The sequence below is a fragment of the Salinispirillum marinum genome (assembly GCF_042650105.1).
In the GTDB taxonomy this organism is placed as follows: Bacteria; Pseudomonadota; Gammaproteobacteria; order Pseudomonadales; family Natronospirillaceae; genus Salinispirillum; species Salinispirillum marinum.
The window spans coordinates 305,325-322,704 of record NZ_JBHSAL010000005.1 but is presented as its reverse complement, the minus strand read 5'-3'; the positions used below and the strand labels follow the sequence as shown (position 1 = coordinate 322,704).

General features: G+C 54.4%; 15 protein-coding genes. 3 read left to right on the top strand and 12 right to left on the bottom strand.

The genetic code is table 11. The features are described 5' to 3' along the window. Position 1: 1 nt before the first annotated feature. Complete coding sequence (locus ACFOSD_RS15005; RefSeq protein WP_380698003.1) at positions 2-964, top strand: succinylglutamate desuccinylase; 963 nt, start codon at positions 2-4, stop codon at positions 962-964. A gap of 42 nt (positions 965-1,006) precedes the next feature. Here the strand turns inward: ACFOSD_RS15005 and astB are convergent, their stop codons facing one another. From astB to ACFOSD_RS14975, 6 genes are all read right to left on the bottom strand, one after another. Further along, entirely contained in the window at positions 1,007-2,356 is a 1,350-nt protein-coding gene (gene astB / locus ACFOSD_RS15000) for an N-succinylarginine dihydrolase (RefSeq protein ID WP_380698001.1), read from the bottom strand. Then, the gene (gene astD / locus ACFOSD_RS14995; protein ID WP_380697999.1) at positions 2,353-3,819 is read right to left on the bottom strand and encodes a succinylglutamate-semialdehyde dehydrogenase; all 1,467 of its coding nucleotides are present in this window, start codon (positions 3,817-3,819) and stop codon (positions 2,353-2,355) included. The genes astB and astD overlap by 4 nt, the downstream gene beginning before the upstream one ends. Continuing rightward, a complete protein-coding gene (gene astA / locus ACFOSD_RS14990; protein WP_380697997.1) occupies positions 3,812-4,861 on the bottom strand; it encodes an arginine N-succinyltransferase in 1,050 nt (349 codons plus the stop codon). Before astA ends, astD begins: the two co-directional genes overlap by 8 nt. Then, on the bottom strand, positions 4,861-5,886 hold the full coding sequence (locus ACFOSD_RS14985; RefSeq protein WP_380697995.1) for an arginine N-succinyltransferase: 1,026 nt from the start codon (positions 5,884-5,886) through the stop codon (positions 4,861-4,863). The genes astA and ACFOSD_RS14985 overlap by 1 nt, the downstream gene beginning before the upstream one ends. Positions 5,887-5,898: 12 nt before the next feature. After that, on the bottom strand, positions 5,899-7,113 hold the full coding sequence (locus ACFOSD_RS14980; protein WP_380697993.1) for an aspartate aminotransferase family protein: 1,215 nt from the start codon (positions 7,111-7,113) through the stop codon (positions 5,899-5,901). Between the two features lie 107 nt (positions 7,114-7,220). Beyond that, positions 7,221-8,168 carry a GlxA family transcriptional regulator gene (locus ACFOSD_RS14975; protein ID WP_380697991.1) on the bottom strand — a complete coding sequence of 316 codons (948 nt, stop codon included), beginning with the start codon at positions 8,166-8,168 and terminating at the stop codon, positions 7,221-7,223. A 217-nt stretch (positions 8,169-8,385) separates the two neighbouring features. On the opposite strand from ACFOSD_RS14975, the gene ACFOSD_RS14970 reads away from it, so the two are divergent. Both ACFOSD_RS14970 and ACFOSD_RS14965 read left to right on the top strand, forming a co-directional pair. Continuing rightward, a complete protein-coding gene (locus tag ACFOSD_RS14970) occupies positions 8,386-10,014 on the top strand; it encodes a sensor histidine kinase (RefSeq protein WP_380697989.1) in 1,629 nt (542 codons plus the stop codon). A gap of 178 nt (positions 10,015-10,192) precedes the next feature. Continuing rightward, positions 10,193-11,275 (top strand): D-alanyl-D-alanine carboxypeptidase family protein, encoded by a 1,083-nt coding sequence (locus ACFOSD_RS14965; protein WP_380697987.1) that lies wholly within the window; start codon positions 10,193-10,195, stop codon positions 11,273-11,275. Positions 11,276-11,348: 73 nt separating this feature from the next. On the opposite strand, the gene pgi is transcribed toward ACFOSD_RS14965, so the two are convergent. The 6 genes from pgi to pcnB all read right to left on the bottom strand — a co-directional run bounded on the left by pgi (position 11,349) and on the right by pcnB (position 17,258). Further along, the gene (gene pgi / locus ACFOSD_RS14960) at positions 11,349-12,989 is read right to left on the bottom strand and encodes a glucose-6-phosphate isomerase (protein ID WP_380697985.1); all 1,641 of its coding nucleotides are present in this window, start codon (positions 12,987-12,989) and stop codon (positions 11,349-11,351) included. Between the two features lie 156 nt (positions 12,990-13,145). Then, positions 13,146-13,526, bottom strand: coding sequence for an aspartate 1-decarboxylase (gene panD / locus ACFOSD_RS14955; RefSeq protein WP_380697983.1), 381 nt, complete (start codon positions 13,524-13,526; stop codon positions 13,146-13,148). Positions 13,527-13,654: 128 nt separating this feature from the next. Further along, positions 13,655-14,497, bottom strand: coding sequence for a pantoate--beta-alanine ligase (panC, locus tag ACFOSD_RS14950; RefSeq protein ID WP_380697981.1), 843 nt, complete (start codon positions 14,495-14,497; stop codon positions 13,655-13,657). After that, positions 14,497-15,288 (bottom strand): 3-methyl-2-oxobutanoate hydroxymethyltransferase, encoded by a 792-nt coding sequence (panB, locus tag ACFOSD_RS14945; protein WP_380697979.1) that lies wholly within the window; start codon positions 15,286-15,288, stop codon positions 14,497-14,499. Before panB ends, panC begins: the two co-directional genes overlap by 1 nt. Positions 15,289-15,414: 126 nt before the next feature. Beyond that, on the bottom strand, positions 15,415-15,903 hold the full coding sequence (gene folK / locus ACFOSD_RS14940; protein WP_380697978.1) for a 2-amino-4-hydroxy-6-hydroxymethyldihydropteridine diphosphokinase: 489 nt from the start codon (positions 15,901-15,903) through the stop codon (positions 15,415-15,417). Then, positions 15,900-17,258 (bottom strand): polynucleotide adenylyltransferase PcnB, encoded by a 1,359-nt coding sequence (gene pcnB / locus ACFOSD_RS14935; RefSeq protein ID WP_380697976.1) that lies wholly within the window; start codon positions 17,256-17,258, stop codon positions 15,900-15,902. The genes folK and pcnB overlap by 4 nt, the downstream gene beginning before the upstream one ends. Positions 17,259-17,380 lie beyond the last annotated feature (122 nt).

Sequence of the window (17,380 nt, the reverse complement as noted above, 5' to 3'; positions counted from 1 at the left end):
TATGTCTCTTAGTTCAACGTCATTCCTTACCGAGTCACTCGACCCCACTGAAATGGGTTCTGAATTTACCGCCGCAGACGCGCGCTTTTGTTGGCTGGATCAAGGTGTATTAAGCATTGAACCAAACCAACCCAGCGAACTCCCTGCGGCCATACTGACCGTCGGCGTGCACGGTAACGAAACCGTACCCATCCGCTTAGTGGACCATTGGCTGCGTGAATTGTGCGCGGGTTCGACCCCAATTTCCCGACCATTGTTGATCCTTTTAGGTAACCCGGAGGCGGTAAAAATTGGTGAACGCTTTGTCGAGCACAATTTAAACCGTTTATTCAGCGTCGCCTCGGCCGATGCAACCGCACCGGAATGTCGGCGCGCCGTCACGCTCATGGGGTGGGTTCAGCAATTCATCGAGCGCCATCCGGATGGGCTGCATTTCGATATGCACTCCACCATCAAAGGCTCCGATCAAGACCGTTTTGCTATCATTCCAGACGCTTGCCAAGGCCGCAATCTCAACAACCTGCTCAGTTGGTTTAAGCACTTTAGGGTGGATGCTTGGGTACAGAATATTTCCCCTGCCGCAACCTTCTCCAGCTTTACCGCCAATTTGGGCTATCAGAGTGCCACCCTCGAATTGGGACAAGTCAGTACATTGAATGACCCCATTGACCGGTTTCTACCTTTGGTTGATGAGCTGAACCGATTAGCGTATGGGGCGGGTGGTGTATGTGAGCATGAACCGACGGGCTTTCATGTGGTTAGAGAAATTCTTAAATCAGAGGGGGAGTTTGACGTTTGTCTTGAGAATTTCGTCAACTTTCGTCGTTTACCCATGGGGACACTGATTGCCCGTGGCGCATTTGAGGAATGGCGCATAGAGCAAGAAGGTGACGCATTATTGTTTCTCAATCCAGCGGTGCCGGTCGGTCATCGCGTGGCCTTGGTGATTCGCGCCTTAGCTTGAGGTCCGAAGGCGACAGCCCCAAAGGGCTGTCTACAGAGTGGTTTATCGCATGCCGGGGTGTTGAAAGTCGTAAATAGACCCTACACCCAAAATGCGTGTTAATTCATCCAGCGCTGTACGAGATTCGTTCAACAGTGATGGATCCGCCAAGTCCTGCTGTGCCAACTCGTCCCGATAATGCTTTTCCACCCAGGCTGTCAGGTCTTCAAACAGCGCCGGGGTGATGATGCAATTCGATACGGCTTGTATTTCCTGTTCGTTCAGCGCAACGCGCAAGCGCAAGCATGCTGGGCCGCCGCCGTTGCGCATGCTCTGTTTAAGGTCCATCACCACCACTTTATTAATGGGGTTGCTGGTATCCTGTACCAGTCGGTCCAGCAGCTGCCGCACAGTGGTTGAGTCCTCACATTCCTTGGGTACGATCAACGCCATGTTGTCGTCATCCAGCGAGATAAGTTGGCTGTTAAACAAATAGCTGGCAATGGCCTCGGCGACGCTCAGTTCGTCATTAGTAATGCATACGGGGATTAAGTCGGCACCCACTAACTTGCGGTCTATTTCGGCCAGAACTTCATCCGTGTTCAGAAAAGCTTCTTCGTGATAGAACAGCACATTACGGTTGCCGACAGCAATCACGTCGTTATGGAATACGCCTTGGTCAATGACGGCTGGATTTTGCTGAGCAAAGACCACCTGATGCTCTTGTAATCCATGCAAGCGCGCAATGGCCTGACAGGACTCCAAGGTTTGCCGCGCCGGATATTTCATTGGGCGCGGTGCTTCGGCATTCAGGGCGATCTGACCATACACATACAACTCTACCGCCGGGCTGTCGTAGCTTGCACACAGTCGAGTGTGGTTCGCCGCGCCTTCATCGCCAAAATGTGGGCAGCTTGGCACGGCATTGTGTACCACGAAATGCTCTTCATTGGCGAAAATAGCGCGCAGCGCCCGGCCTGTTCCGGGATGTTCAATCGAGCGATGGAACTTGGCGTTCAGGTTCGCCGGGGTGAAATGCACCTTCCGGTCGGGGGTATCGGCACTGCTCGACACGGTCGCCGCATTTGCTGTCCACATCGGGGAGGCTGAGCTGACGGCCGAAAGCAGCGTGGGTGCTTCCTGTGCTGCTTTGGCTAACATCTGTGCCTCGGTGCCCGTAAAGCCCAGGGCGCGAAGGGTAGGCATGTGTGGCCGTTCGTGCGGCGGCAATAAGCCTTGCACCAAGCCCATGTCAGACAGCGCTTTCATCTTGGTCAAACCTTGCAGCGCCGCGGTGCGTGGCTGCGCGATCAGATTCTGGTGGCGTTCGGACGCCACATTGCCATACGACAAACCCGCGTAGTTGTGCGTTGGGCCAACCAGGCCGTCAAAATTTACTTCAAAGGCTTTCATAACGTCATTCCTGGTGGCAGGTTATCAGGCAGGGTAATGATAGAGTTTTCCAGTGAGGCGACCGGATAAGCACAATAGTCCGCTGCATAGTAGGCGCTGGGACGATAGTTGCCACTGAGCCCTACACCCCCAAAAGGCATGGCCGAGCTCGCTCCAGTGGTGGGTTGGTTCCAATTCACGATACCCGCCCGAATCTCACTGAGGAAGTGGTCGTATTCCGTCGCATCGTGGCTCAACAAGCCCGCAGATAACCCGTAGCGGGTATCGTTTGCCAGTGTCAGTGCCTCGTCGAAATTGGTGTAGCGGCGAATGGTTAACAGCGGGCCGAAAAACTCTTCGTCAGCGACCTTTACGCCTGTTAAATCAATGATGGCGGCCGACAATAATGCCGGGTGATCGTTTACCGGCGCCATGCGCAACAAAGAACGACCACCGGCGTTCAGCCAGTTGTCTTGCGCGGCCAATAGCTTGCCAGCGGTTGGCCGGTTAATCACTGTGCCCATAAAGGGTGTAGGGTCGGTTTGATCAAACGCGCCTGACTCCAGTTTTCCGGCAGCGGCTACCAACGCATCAACGAACGCGTCCCCGGCCTTACCTTGTGGCACCATCAAACGTCGCGCACAGGTGCAGCGTTGTCCTGCACTAATAAATGCTGACTGCAGCGTCGCCCATACCGCCGAGGCGGTTTCGATGTCCTGGCCGACAATCAGTGGGTTATTACCCCCCATTTCCAAGGCCAGAATTTTATGCGGCTGGCTTCGAATAGCGACTTGAATGGCCATACCGGTGATGGCGGAGCCGGTGAACAAAATGCCATTCACGGCAGGGTGCTGGGCGAGTGCTTCCCCCGTGGTTCTTGCACCCTGTACGAGGTTGAGTACCCCGTCGGGTAAGCCTGCTGCTTGCCATAATTGCGCGGTCAACTCGGCGGTTTTAGGCGCTTGCTCCGACGGTTTGAACACCACGGTGTTCCCAGCGATCAACGCCGGAATAATGTGTCCGTTCGGCAAGTGGCCAGGAAAATTGTAGGGTCCGAACACGGCCATTACACCGTGTGGACGATGGCGTAAAATGCGCTGCCCCCCAGGCAGGGGTTGGGCGTGTTCGCCGGTGCGTTCATGATAGGCTTTGATCGACAGATCAACCTTGCCGATCATGGCGGTGATCTCGGTGCGCGATTCCCACAACGGCTTGCCGGTTTCGTGGCCGATGGTATGGGCAAGGGATTCTTGGTGCTCTTCCAGTTGGGCCTTAAAACGTTGGATCACCGCAATTCGCGCGTCCAGTGCTGTCCGTTTCCAGCGTTGAAACGCAATCTGTGCAGCGCTGACTGCCGCGTCAACGGTTGCCGCCGAGGCTTCATGACCCGCCCATACCACGTCATCGGTCAGCGGATTACGTGATTCAAACAGGTTGCCGGTGCTGGCTAGCCATTGGCCATTGATCAAATGTACTTCAGGCATCTTGGGCCTCCTCAGGATTAATGCTCATCACACGTACAGGGTCGCCAGCGGTGATGCGTAACATCTCGGCTTGCTCTGGTGTGAGTTCAAGGGTGGGGCCGTCACGGTAGATATGGGTCGCGGTGATGGCGCGAAATTCGGAGAATCGTTCATTACTGATCATCCATGACGGGCGCACAGCGCTGTCTTTTTCGACCCGTTCGACGATCCGGGCATTAACCCGGTCGCTGCGTCTTACGCCTCCTATGCGCTGCAGTTCGCACTCGACGGCAGGGCCCGCATCAAAAATATCCACATAGCCATTCTTGCGGAAGCCTTCGGCTTCGAGCATGGCTAAAGCCGGTTGTGTGTGTGGATGAACGGCGCTGATCACGTCCTGCGCGCTGCGTGGCAGCATGGGGACGTAAATCGGGAACTTGGGCAGCAGTTCGGCAATAAAGACCTTATCGCCCGAGCCGGTTAAGAAATCGGCATCGCTAAATTCCATGTTAAAGAAGCGGCGACCCAGACCGTCCCAAAACGGCGAATTCCCTTCAGCGTCTGAATAGCCACGCATTTCAGCGATCACGCGCTGGCTGAACAGGTTTGGGAACGAGGCTAAAAACAAATAACGGCATTTGGACAACACCGAGCCATTGCGATTGCGTCGATTCGGTTCACGCAAATACAGCGAGCCCAACTCCGTAGCGCCGGTTAAGTCATTGCTCAAAAACAGCGTGGGTGTGCGGCGATACAAGCCCAGGGCTTTGGAGGCTTGAATCACTTCGCCAACTCGGTAGTTGTACCACACTTCATCACGGCCGATGCGGGCTTCAATACCACACAGGCCAACGGGTGGGCCATCGGGCGTTTCCTGAATAACAAAAATATAGTGTGCTTCTTCAGGACTCAAACGCTGTTGAAACGAGGCGACAGCGCGCGCCAATTTGCGCTTCATCAACTCGGGGTTGTCCGGTAGGCTGGTGACACCAATACCGGACTCTCGCGCCATGGCGATCAGCGCATCCACGTCCTGTTCGGCAATCGGGCGAATTAAGGCCATTACACACCCTCCTGAGGCAGACGCATTGCATCGGGTTCAAGCGGTAAAATCAGGCTGGGTGCACCATTGATCATCGCATTGGGCTCGGTCACCCTGAGGCCGTCGGCACGTACTTCCCCGGTCACCATCGCACAACGGAAGTCGACCCCTTCACCTTGGCTGACCAGCCAAGTTTGTGGATGTTCTACCGTCCCGGTGACAACTTCAGATACGGTCCGAATTGCCTGCATTGAGGTGAGTTCATCCAATGGGCCGCGAAAGGTCGGGCCCGCATCAAACGGGTCAACGAAACGGGTTTTGGCCAGACCTTCATACGCCAGCCAGTTCAGTGTGCGTTGCGTAGCCGGATGCGCTTGCCCGATGGCGTCCTGCACGGTTTCGGGCAATAACGTCGTGTAAATCGGGTACGGTGGTAACAGCTCGGCAATCACCGTTTTTCCGTGCAACGAGCATTGGTGGTCGGCGGTAATAAAGTCGAGACCGAAGAACAATTCCCCCACACTCTTCCAAAACACACTCTGCCCGGCACCATCCCAAATCCCCTGAATTTCACAAATCAATTCATCGGCAAAGGCATGGCGATGCGCGGCGATGTACAACAGGCGCGATCGGGAGAGCAGGTTAAATACCGGCGTCGGGCGTAAAGCCGCCGTGAGTGAAAATGAACACAGGCTGGTTAGGCCGGTCAGTTCATGCGACAAATACAGTGCCGATTGGCGCTGGTTGATGCCCAGGTGCCGTGAGGCATGCACTAACTCATCAATGCGATAGCTGTAGAAGGGTTCGTCACCGCCCGCATAAGGCTGAATACCGCAGACGCCGTGTAAATTATCGTCTTCATCGTGCAGGCCAAACAACAGCGTCGCCATGCTGTCCAAGCCAGCAAAGCCCTGTTGTGCTGCGGCTATACGCTCGGCCAGTTGATCACGCACCGGCGGTAAGGTGCTCAGGCGCAATGGGTTGGCATGTAAGAGCGCTTCGAGCGCGGGAAGATCCCGCGCATTAATGGGTTTGACCTGCCACATTACGATGTTTCCTTAGGCGTTGATCACACGGGCAACGGCGCGTTCCAAGCCTTGCATCGCAGCGTCGATGTCGGCTTCTGGAATCACCAGAGAGGGCGCCATGCGCAGTACATCCGGCCCGGCGACCAAGATCATCACACCTTCTTCCAGCGCAGCGTTCACAAAATCTTTGGCTTTGCCTTTCCAAGCGTCGCTCAGTTCAGCACCCATCAGTAAGCCTTGGCCGCGAATGTCTGCAAATACACCATGCCGCGAATTGATTTCCTGCAGGTGGTTCTTCAGGCGCTGATGACGTGCCGTAACACCCGCCAAAACCGACGGTTGGCTAACGATGTCCAATACTTTTCCCGCAACAGCGCAAGCCAGGGGGTTACCGCCGTATGTTGAACCGTGCGTACCCACCACCAAACAGGCCGCCGCTTTATCGGTGGCCAACATGGCGCCAATGGGGAAGCCGCCGCCGAGCGATTTGGCGGTGGTCAATACATCCGGAGTCACGCCATAGGTCATGTAGCTGTAGAGCTGGCCCGAACGGCCTACGCCGGTTTGTACTTCGTCGAACACCAATAAGGCGTCGTGCTCGTCACACAACCGCCGCGCGGCTTCCAAATAGGCTTGATCGGCCGGGCGAACGCCGCCTTCACCTTGTACAGGTTCCAGGACAATGGCACAGGTTTTAGCGCTGACCGCCGCTTCTAAGGCGGCAATGTCATTATAAGGCACATGGGTGATGCCACCCGGTGCCGGACGGAAGCCTTCCGTGTATTTTTCTTGCCCACCAACGCTCACGGTGAACAGCGTGCGGCCATGAAACGAGCCCCGCGCAGACACAATTTCATGCTTCTCTTCGCCGACCTTGTTCCAGGCATAACGCCGCGCCAGTTTGAACGCGGCTTCATTGGCTTCGGCGCCTGAATTGGCAAAAAACACCTTATCGGCAAAGGTCAGTTCGCACAGCTTCTGTGCCAGTGATAAGGCCGGTTCATTGGTATACACATTCGACAAGTGCCACAGTTTATCGGCTTGGTCTTTTAGCGCCTGTACCAGCTCTGGGTGGCAGTGACCCAAGGCATTCACGGCAATGCCGCCGGCGAGATCAATATACTCGCGGCCTTCTTGGTCCCACAGGCGCGAGCCTTCGCCGCGCACAGGAATGACGGAAACGGGTGAATAGTTAGGAACCATTACTTGGTCGAATACGGCGCGGTTGGGATGTAAATCAGTCATAGTCGGTAACCTTCTTTTTGTTGCTTAGCAGTGTATCCCTGTCTTCACGGCAGGCGTGTTTTAAAATGCGACATGGAATTGTGGAAATGCGCCCCTCGGTTAGGGGCTTAGAAGCGTCGTCGGCGGGGATGCTGACGCACGGCAGAGGGTGACAGGCCAAAGGCCTTGCGGTAACAGGTAGCAAAGTGTGCGGGGCTGGAAAATCCCGTCGCCATCGCAATGTCGGCCACAGAGTCTTTACTTTGTTGCAGCATCAGCTTGGCTTGATCCAAGCGTATTTGCAGGTAATACCGGGCCGGAGAAGAATTGAAATACTCTTTGTACCAGCGTTCCAACTGCCGCCGGGAAACACCAATCAATTGCGCCAGTTCGTCCGCCGTAAGCGGTTCCTGGATATTGTTGTGCATCAAACTGTTCACTTCCTGCAAGCCCACAGGCAGGTCGCCCGAGGCCCCTGCGTACGCCGGGTCCGTCGGCGTACGTTCGGCCAGCAAATAACTGTCGAGCTGACCGGCCAGCGCCGGGCTGAAATAGTGGCTCACCCATGACAAACCCAAGTCCCGCGCGGCACTATTACCCAAACAGGTGAAGCGATCTCTATCCACACACACCACCCGGGCGCTGCGCCGAATAGAACCGGGCACTGACCAATCCAAGTCGGCCGGGACATTGATGGTAGCTTCATGCCCGTCCAGCAAGCCTGCCGCTGCTAACCACAGGCTGCCATGGGCAACGCCACACCAGGATGCAAACGGCGTGGCTTCTTGCAGAACCTTGAACAGAGCACTGTCGAGGTCAGGTTTGCGTGCCGGGCCGCCCATCACAAACCAATGTTGAATAGCGGTGGGCAAGCTGGTGGGTAACGGTGAGCTGGGCCATGGTGCTGGCCAGTCGTCGGCCTTGGTGTTCTGTTCAGCAAAAATTTGCAGGGTCAAATCGGGCGCTTCAATTTCCTGCAGCGCGCGTAAAACATCCAATAGAGCCCCCAAGCTGCCCACCGCGAAGCCTGGCGTTAAAATAATACCGACGGTACTGGGCGAACTTTTTTTCAGCACCGGATGGCTCCGAGTGACGTAATATGGGTCATAAGGTTTGAACTTCGCGTGTCTTCGTAAAAGCGGGATAGGAACTTTGACAAATCCGTCACAGCGTCAATACTTTCATGCAGGTACTCACGTTGGTAGCACCTTGCTGCATTACATCATAATGGAGCCGATGGACAAAGCAACTGTGCAAAGCCGCCGAGGCGATCATCCGACAAAAGGATAAACTGTGAAACGAGCTGTCAAAGGTAATGTCCTTGCCACAACGTTCATGGTGTATGCCATGGGCTTTTTTCTATTGCTCACCTTGCTAACGGCGGGGGCGCAATACTATATGAGCTACAGTGTGGAGCAGCGGAATCGTGAAGACTCCATTGTCTATACGATCGATAACTTCGAGCCTTTTTTAGCGGATGCGCTGTGGAATTTCGCCGCAGATTTGTTGGCCGAACAGGTCGATGCCATGGCGCGCAACCCCTATATTACCGGCGTGCGTGTGCTGGATGTCGACGGCTTGATGACCAGCGAAGCGGGTGTTGTTTTGCCGAAACTCAATGGTATCCCCTCGGTGGCCAGTGATTGGGAGCGCGTGCGTCAACACGACACGGTCAAAGGCTGGACCAACGAATACCGTTTTCCTTTGATGCGTGAAATTGGTGGGGAGATGGTGTTGATCGGTGTGGGCCAATTGTTCTCCGCCGATTCGGTGGTGCAGAACCAGTTGCGTCCTGTTTGGGGGCTGACACTGGCGGTCATTCTACTGTCGGCCTTAGCGTTCACGGCCGTGTTGGTGCTGTGCATACGGTATTTTGTCGCCAAACCGCTGGAGTTGGTATCGAAGGCATTGCAGACCATCAGTCCGGGTTCGCACGCCGCGCCTATTTCTCCGCAAGAAGCGTTTTCACTGCAACGCCGCAACGATGAGCTAGGCGAGGTGTACCGTACCATCGAAACCATGCGGCTGGGATTGATTGCGCGCGATGAGGAAATTCGGGCGCACCAGGAAAATTTGGAGGCCATGGTAGAAGAGCGGACGCAGGACTTGCAGCAAGCCAACGACCATCTGGCAGAAACCATTGAAAAACTGACGGTGGCACAGCAGGAATTGGTCGAAGCGGAGAAAATGGCGTCCTTGGGTGGATTGGTCAGTGGCGTTGCCCATGAAGTAAATACGCCCTTGGGGGTTAGCGTAACCGCTGCCTCGCATCTGAGCGACGAGGTGCAGAATATGCAAAAAAGCGTCAACGCCGGAAGCCTTACCAAAACGCAATTCAATGAATTTGTCATCAATGCAGGTGAAAGTTGCGACATTATTTTGGGTAATTTACAGCGTGCTGCCAGCTTGATTCGCAGCTTCAAACAGGTAGCGGTGGATCAAACCAGTGAGGAGCGGCGGGAAATTAAACCGCATGCGTACTTGAATGATGTACTGCATAGCCTAGTACCCAAGCTCAAAAAGACACAGGTTACGGTTGCGGTGGAAGGGGGCGAAAACATTCGTTTGCAAACCTACCCCGGCGCCTTGGCGCAAATCATTACCAATTTGATCATGAATGCCCTCACCCATGCATTTCAAGACGGCGCGCGCGAAGGTCACATTCGGATTGGTCTGCATACGCAAGATGCCTATTTGGCGGTTGATTTTTGCGACGATGGCGTGGGCATGACGCCCGAGATTAGCCGACGCGTATTTGAGCCGTTCTTCACCACACAGCGCGGACGTGGCGGTAGCGGGCTGGGTTTGCATATTGTCTACAACCTCGTAGTGCAGAGGCTGCAGGGCAAAATTCGCTGTGTCAGTCATGAAGGGAAGGGCACCTGTATGCATATTTTATTGCCGCTGAAAGCTGACCAATAAGAAAACAACCGCCTGACGTTTCCAACGTGCTGCAAAGCTGTTAAATTACTGTGCTGAAATGCCGCGTGCTGCGCCTGTCATGAGTTGTTCTCTGGGGTGCAGTGGTGTGTTTTGCGGTAGTATTTTGATGCCATAGCGCTGGTAGGCTAACCTGGCCCAAGCGTACGAGGATTGAGTTGTGAAAAGACGTACCTTCCTAGAAGGCTTATTTGTCTCAGGCGCGGCAGCGGCCTGTGGTCATTACGTATGGTATCACAACCGACTTGGTCAGCCTGTTAAAGTGGCGCATCAACACATCACAGCGCAAGAAATTGCTAATTCGGTGCATATTGAAAATGCACACCAAGAACTGTCCGTGAACATCGAAGAGTTTGCCCGTGGCACTCGGCAGGAAGTTGAGTTGTTGCGCGAGATAGAAGCGCAGGCACAAGCCAGTCTGCCGCAAGATGTTATAGCGCGTGCGACTGAACAGGCCAATCAGTCTTTTCAAGCACCCCATGACGACCATGATCATGGCACTTCAACGGTAGAACACAACGAGCCAGACCCCGAGTACCTAGACCGTATTCGTCGGTTTGATGATGTGTTTGAAAATGATGTGTGGGTCGATCCTGCGGATTGGGAGTTGGTAATATCTGCCAATGCTCGTTTAGAGCGCGTGCGCGAGTGGGTCGGTTTTGGAAATTTTAATATTTTGACGTGGGACGACATGCTGCGTTTTGCGCGGAACGTGCCAACCATTGGTGAATTTACGCCTCGTGAAGTGGCGCTTATGGACGGTATGTTCCACCGGGATGCGTCAGAGCTGGGTTTCATGGGGGAGCGTACGACCACCAATATCGCCGTGCAAATCCGCCCGAACGACGTGGTCAGCATTCCTCGTTCGGGGCATTATTTGTACCGTGGTGAGTCATCTGAGTTGTACGCGCGCATGGTCAATGACATTGGTGATACTCTAATTTTGACGTCTGGTGTGCGCAATGTGGCGAAGCAATTTGACTTATTCCTGGCGAAGCTGCAGCAAACCGAAGGAAATTTGTCGCGGGCATCACGTTCGTTAGCGCCGCCGGGCTATTCTTTCCATGCGTTGGGTGACTTTGATGTAGGCCAGGTAGGCTTGGGGTTAGGCAACTTCTCGTCGGAGTTTGCGAATACCCGTGAATTCCGCAAGTTGCAGGAAATGGGTTACAGCAAAATCCGATACACGGTGGACAACCGCTTTGGCGTCCGCTTTGAACCTTGGCATGTTCGGGTGGGCTGAGCCTCCCTACGGCCAATAAAAAGCCCGTCAAATGACGGGCTTTTTGCTTCATGGCCTTCAGGTAGGGCCCTCTTCAGTCCTGAGCTGCGCGAAAGCGCTCAATCAGCGCCGCACTGGAGCTGTCATAGCCGACCGTATCGCCGGATTGCAAGGCTTTGTAAACCGCATTGCCAAGAACCTTGCCTAATTCAACGCCCCACTGATCGAACGAGTTGATGCCCCAGATATGCCCTTGTACAAACACCTTTTGCTCGTAAAGTGCGATCAGCGCACCAATCACTTCCGGGGTGCCAAGTGTAAACGTCATGGCGTTATGTGGCTGGTTGCCGGGAATTACCTTATGCGGTGCCAAGGCTTTGGCATCCGCTTCCGACATACCTTTGGCGAGCAGTTCAGCGGTAACTTCGGCAGCTGTTTTGCCTTCTAAAAGCGCTTGTTGTTGCCCTAAGAAGTTGGCAAACAACCACGCATGATGATCGGTAATCGGGTTGTGGCTGCGTAATGGCATTATAAAATCGGCCGGAATCAACCGTGTACCCTGATGAATCAATTGGTGGTAGGCATGTTGGCCATTGGTGCCTGTGCCACCCCACACCACGGCACCGGTTTGCCAAGTTACTGCCGTGCCATCTTTGGTGACGCGCTTGCCGTTTGACTCCATATCCATCTGTTGCAAGTGGGCGGGGAAGTCTTTCAGGTATTCGTCGTACACCAGTACGGCTTGCGACTCGGCACCCCAGAAGTTCTGATACCAGATGCCCAATAAGCCAAGTATAACCGGCATATTTTCACCTAAGGGTGCTGTACGGAAGTGTTCGTCCATGGCGTGTGCGCCGGCGAGCAGATGCTCGAACACATCCATGCCGAACACCAAGGCTTGTGGCAGACCAATGGCCGACCACAAGCTGTAGCGGCCGCCGACCCAATCCCACATGTCGAACATATTGTTGGCATCAATACCAAACTGAGTAGCAGCTTGGGTATTGGTGGATACGGCCACAAAGTGATGCTGCACATCAGCTTGGGTCGCGCCGGTGGCTAAAAACCAAGCTCGTGCTGCTTCGGCATTCTTTAAGGTTTCTAACGTCGTGAACGTTTTCGAGCAAATCACAAACAGGGTGGTTTCAGGATCCAGGCCTTTGCAGGCTTCACTGAAATCTGTGCCATCGACGTTAGCCACATAGCGTAAATCGAAACCGGGTTTCCAGTAAGGCTTTAATGCATCGCTCACCACTTTCGGCCCGAGAAAAGAGCCGCCAATGCCAATATTAATAATGGTGCGTAACGGCTTGCCGGTATAGCCGACGAAGGAGCCTTCATCGACGGCGGTCACGAAATCGCGCATTTTCTGCAGGGTTGCGCGTATGGTGGGCATTACATCTTCACCATCCACCGGAACGGGCCGTGCTGAGCGATTGCGTAAGGCGGTGTGCAATACGGCGCGGTGCTCGGTGTTGTTGATGGTGTCTCCCGCAAACATGGCTGCAATGCCTTCGGCTAAACCGCTCTCCTGTGCCAGTTGCAGCAATAAGGTTACAGTGTCATCGGTTAACCGGTTGCGGGAGTAGTCGAGGGTAATGCCCGCTGCCGACAGCGTGAAGCGATCGCTGCGTGCCGGGTCTTGTTGAAACAGCGAGCGCATGTGCTGATCAACGAGGGTTTGCTGGTGGGCGGCCAAAGCCTGCCATGACGGGAATTGGGTTGGCGCAACCATGATACGATTCCTTAACAAAAGTAATGATGTTCTTACGGCTGATCTCCTACGAGGTCAGTCTCATGTATTAGGTAGTCAGGCTGGGCGCAGTATTGTTGATTATTATGATGGTTTTAGGGTGTCGAATCATCGCACCCTACTATGACTTCTATGCGTTTACGCCATTTGCACTGGAATAGCGTTGCTGGTGTGACTGACATCATTGTCGGCGGTCATGTAGATCATGCGGGGCTTGAAGTTCGCCAATTCGGCATCGTCATACATGGCATAGGCACAGATAATGATCTTATCCCCTACGGATGCCTTATGGGCAGCGGCGCCATTCACCGAAATGATACGGCTGCCTTCCTCACCGCGAATCGCGTAGGTGGTAAAACGCTCACCGTTGTCGATGTTGTATATTTGAATTTGTTCAAATTCGCGTATCCCTGCCATGTCCAACAAGTCACCATCGATAGCGCAAGAGCCTTCATAGTTCAGTACCGCGTGGGTAACACGTGCTTGGTGCAGCTTAGCTTTCAACATGAGATGTTGCATACACATACCCATTCAGTTGCCAAAGTAGGTCAAAGTTAACAAGGACGTAGGTAGCTGTGTAAACGGTAGCATTCGCCGACCTTTACACAGCAAACGGGCGGCAAGTATGCCTGATTGGCCTACGCTGTTCAACGGCTCAGGGTGATGTTGTCAATGAGCCGGGCACGCCCTAGCCAAGAGGCGGCGAGGATAACCAGTGCGCGGTCTTCGGGCTCGGCCGGGGCCAAATCCGCTTGGCGGCATACGGTGAAATAGTCGAGCCGCCAAGGGCCCGATTCTAACTGTTCTTTAGCCCACGCGGTTAAGGCGTTGTAGTCGGTAACACCCGCCTCAATGCGTGCCTTGGCTTCTTGCAAGCAGGCATGCAATTGTGGCGCGAGCACACGTTCTTCCGGGGTTAAATAGCCGTTGCGTGAACTGAGTGCTAGACCATCGGCGGCACGTGCCGTCGGTACGCCGATGATTTCACAGGGTATAAATAAATCTTCGACCATACGTTGAATAACGGCCAGCTGTTGGTAGTCCTTGCGGCCAAAATAGGCGCAGTCGGGCTGTACCAGATTCAAGAATTTGCACACCACCGTTGCCACCCCACGGAAATGGTTCGGGCGACTGGCGCCGCAGTGGCGTTCGGTAATGCCATTGACTTCAACCCACGTCAGCTCCAAGTCAGAATACATGTCGTGCACGCTGGGGGTGAACAGCAGGTCGACCCCGGATTCATCCAGCAGGGCTTTGTCGGCATCCAGCGTACGCGGGTAGTTGTCGATGTCTTCGTTCATCCCGAATTGGGTGGGATTAACGAAAATACTGCATACCACAAAATCACAGCTTTCTTGAGCGGCCTTCACCAGGCTGATATGCCCGCCATGCAAATTGCCCATGGTGGGTACAAAGCCAATGCGTTTGCCAGCGGCGCGAGCTGCATTGAGCGCTTCACGCAGCGCCGGGCGAGTGGATACTTGTAACATTAGAAGCTGTGCTCTTCGGCTGGAAACGAACGGTTGCGTACCGCATCGGCATAGGCGGCTATAGCTGCTTGAGGGGTGTCGGCATCGGCCATGAAATTGCGCACAAAGCGCGCATTGCGACCGGGGTTCATGCCCAGCATGTCGTATAAGACAAGGACTTGTCCATCGGTGTCGGCACCCGCCCCAATACCAACGACCGGTACGCGAGATTGCGCGGTCAGGCGCTTTGCCAGTGGTGCGGGTATGCATTCAACCAATAGCACGTCGGCACCGGCGTCTTCTAAGGCTTTGGCATCGGCCAGAAGTTGTTCACCGGCAGTATCGGTTTTGCCCTGTACGCGATAGCCACCAAATTTATTGACCGCTTGCGGGGTTAGCCCCAAGTGTGCACACACGGGTACGCCATTGCGCGCCAAAATTTCAATCGCCGGGGCCAGCCAGGCGCCACCTTCGACCTTGATGATTTCAGCACCCGCTTGCATCAAGGCGTGGGCAGCCTCAAGCGTACGTTCTACCGTGGCCGCCATCATAAAGGGCACGTCAGCCATCAGTAATCCGTTCTGGTTACCTCGTGCTACGGCGCGTGTGTGATACACCATATCGTCCAAGCTCACCGGAACGGTGCTGTCATTACCCTGAATGACCATGCCGAGGGAATCACCCACCAGCAGGACTTCAACGCCCGCAGAACTGACCCAATGGGCTTGCGTGGCATCGTAGGCGGTCAACGCCGCAAAGCGCTGGCCTTCGGTTTTCATTTTTTGCAGGGTGTTGATCGTGACTTTCGTCATGGCAACCTCACACGTATAGAGAGGCGGGAACTATACCGAAAAGCGCGCAAGCGATAAACGCCAATGCAGCTTTTGGTGGTGCTGAGCACAACTATAGATGATTTTTTCTTAATCTGTGGCGTCAGCTCACAAAGACAGATGCTCAACACTCTGGTCGTCGGTCAGTGTCAACCAGTGCTCCAGCGGGTGATCCTGAAATACCAAGTCAGGGGCGAGATCATATAAAGGAATCAACACAAAGGCCCGTTCGGTGATGCGTGGGTGCGGCAACGTTAGCATTTCACTCTGCCGCGTTTCACCCTCGTAATAAAGCAGATCAAGGTCGAGCGTACGCGGGCCCCAATGGCGGTCACGAATCCTACCTTGCGCTTGCTCTATGGTTTGCAAAACGGAGAGCAATGCCTCCGGTTCGAGATTGGTTGATATATCAACCACGGCATTGATGAAGTCGTCTTGATCCTGCGGGCCAATGGGTTGGCTGCGATAATAACCCGACACAGCGACCAGCGAAACGCCTTCGGTGCGCTGGAGGGCATCAATAGCCTTATCTAACTGCGCAATAGGGTCGTCCATATTGCTACCGAGGCCAATAAAGGCCTGATGGAATTGTTTCATTGCGGGCGTCTCCGACGCCGGGCTGGGCGTTTTCCACCGGCCGGTGCACCCAATTTTTTCACCATGGCTACGCGGCCATCGACGTGTTCTTCCTGATAATCTTCCCACCATTGGCCTAAACCATCGGTGACTTCACCGGCAGCTTCACGCAGCAATAGGAAATCAAAGGCGGCACGAAAACGCGGGTGGGTAACCAAGCGTTCGGCGCGCTGACCATGGCGCTGAGGCAAGCGCAGTTGCATCTCCCAAATTTCACGGATACTGATTTGGAAGCGCTTGGGAATCGAGGTACGGCGACCTTGACGAGATAACGCGTCTTGCCCCGCTTGCTGATAGGCGGGCAACGTTGGCATGCCGTGCGCGCTCAACTCAGTGGCTTCGGTATGCATGACCGGCCACAGCATGGCTGCATATAAGAACGCAGGCGTCACCGGTTTACCCTGGGCAATGCGGTCGTTGGTATTGGCCAAGGCCTGACGAATCAATCGGTCATACGAGGCGTTGTCTGTTTGTTGCAGGATTTTCGCGGTGTCCGGGAACAACCGTTTGAACAGGCCGTATTCGTGCAATAAGTCATAGGTACGAACCGCATATCCACCCATGAACAGCTTGAGTACATCATCAAATAAACGCGCGGCGGGAATGTGCTCTAACAGTTCACCCAACGGTTTGATCGGGGCGGCGGTTTGCGCTTCGATGTTGAAATTGAGTTTGGCCGCGAACCGAACGGCGCGCAGCATCCGGACGGGGTCTTCACGGTACCGTTGTTCCGGGTTGCCCATGATGCGAATGAGGCGTTGGGCGATGTCTTCCATGGATTGCGGTAAGGTCACCAAGGAAAAATCTTTCGGCGTGTAGTACATCGCATTTACCGTAAAGTCACGGCGGATCACATCGTCTTCCAAGGTGCCATAGACGTTATCACGGAGCAGCATACCTTTCTGCGAGCGCACATGCGCCGCGTCTTTGCCGCTCGGTTCGTCATCGGTTTCTTCTGCACCGGTACGATAGGTGGCCACTTCAATCACTTCGCGACCAAACAGCACATGTACGATTTTAAAGCGCCGGCCAATGATGCGCGAATTACGAAACAAATCGCGGACCTGTTCCGGGGTGGCGTCGGTCACCACATCGAAATCTTTGGGTTTTAAGCCGACCAGTAGATCACGCACACCACCACCGACCAGATACGCTTCATGATTGGCTTTTTGCAGACGGTACAAAACCTTCAGCGCATTTTCGCTGATGTCTTTGCGTGAAATGGGGTGATGTTCGCGGGGTATATGGGTAAGCGTCACAGTGTCCGAGACCGGCGTGGTGGCTTGGCCAAATAGTCGCTTTATAGCTTGCAGCAACGGGTGAATTCCTTCAGGTGATCAAAAAATCTTCAATGCGGCGCAGTTTAACGCATGGCAGAAGGCCTGAACAGTAGAAGTGATGAGTTGTACCGAGGTTAGTAAGCAGAGCAGAAGATCAT

Excerpts from the sequence above, each read along its gene's own strand:
- ACFOSD_RS15005 (WP_380698003.1), top strand. The coding sequence starts at position 2 with ATGTCTCTTAGTTCAACGTCATTCCTTACCGAGTCACTCGACCCCACT.
- astB (WP_380698001.1), bottom strand. The coding sequence starts at position 2,356 with ATGAAAGCCTTTGAAGTAAATTTTGACGGCCTGGTTGGCCCAACGCAC.
- astD (WP_380697999.1), bottom strand. The coding sequence starts at position 3,819 with ATGCCTGAAGTACATTTGATCAATGGCCAATGGCTAGCCAGCACCGGC.
- astA (WP_380697997.1), bottom strand. The coding sequence starts at position 4,861 with ATGGCCTTAATTCGCCCGATTGCCGAACAGGACGTGGATGCGCTGATC.
- ACFOSD_RS14985 (WP_380697995.1), bottom strand. The coding sequence starts at position 5,886 with ATGTGGCAGGTCAAACCCATTAATGCGCGGGATCTTCCCGCGCTCGAA.
- ACFOSD_RS14980 (WP_380697993.1), bottom strand. The coding sequence starts at position 7,113 with ATGACTGATTTACATCCCAACCGCGCCGTATTCGACCAAGTAATGGTT.
- pgi (WP_380697985.1), bottom strand. The coding sequence starts at position 12,989 with ATGGTTGCGCCAACCCAATTCCCGTCATGGCAGGCTTTGGCCGCCCAC.
- panD (WP_380697983.1), bottom strand. The coding sequence starts at position 13,526 with ATGCAACATCTCATGTTGAAAGCTAAGCTGCACCAAGCACGTGTTACC.
- panC (WP_380697981.1), bottom strand. The coding sequence starts at position 14,497 with ATGTTACAAGTATCCACTCGCCCGGCGCTGCGTGAAGCGCTCAATGCA.
- panB (WP_380697979.1), bottom strand. The coding sequence starts at position 15,288 with ATGACGAAAGTCACGATCAACACCCTGCAAAAAATGAAAACCGAAGGC.
- folK (WP_380697978.1), bottom strand. The coding sequence starts at position 15,903 with ATGAAACAATTCCATCAGGCCTTTATTGGCCTCGGTAGCAATATGGAC.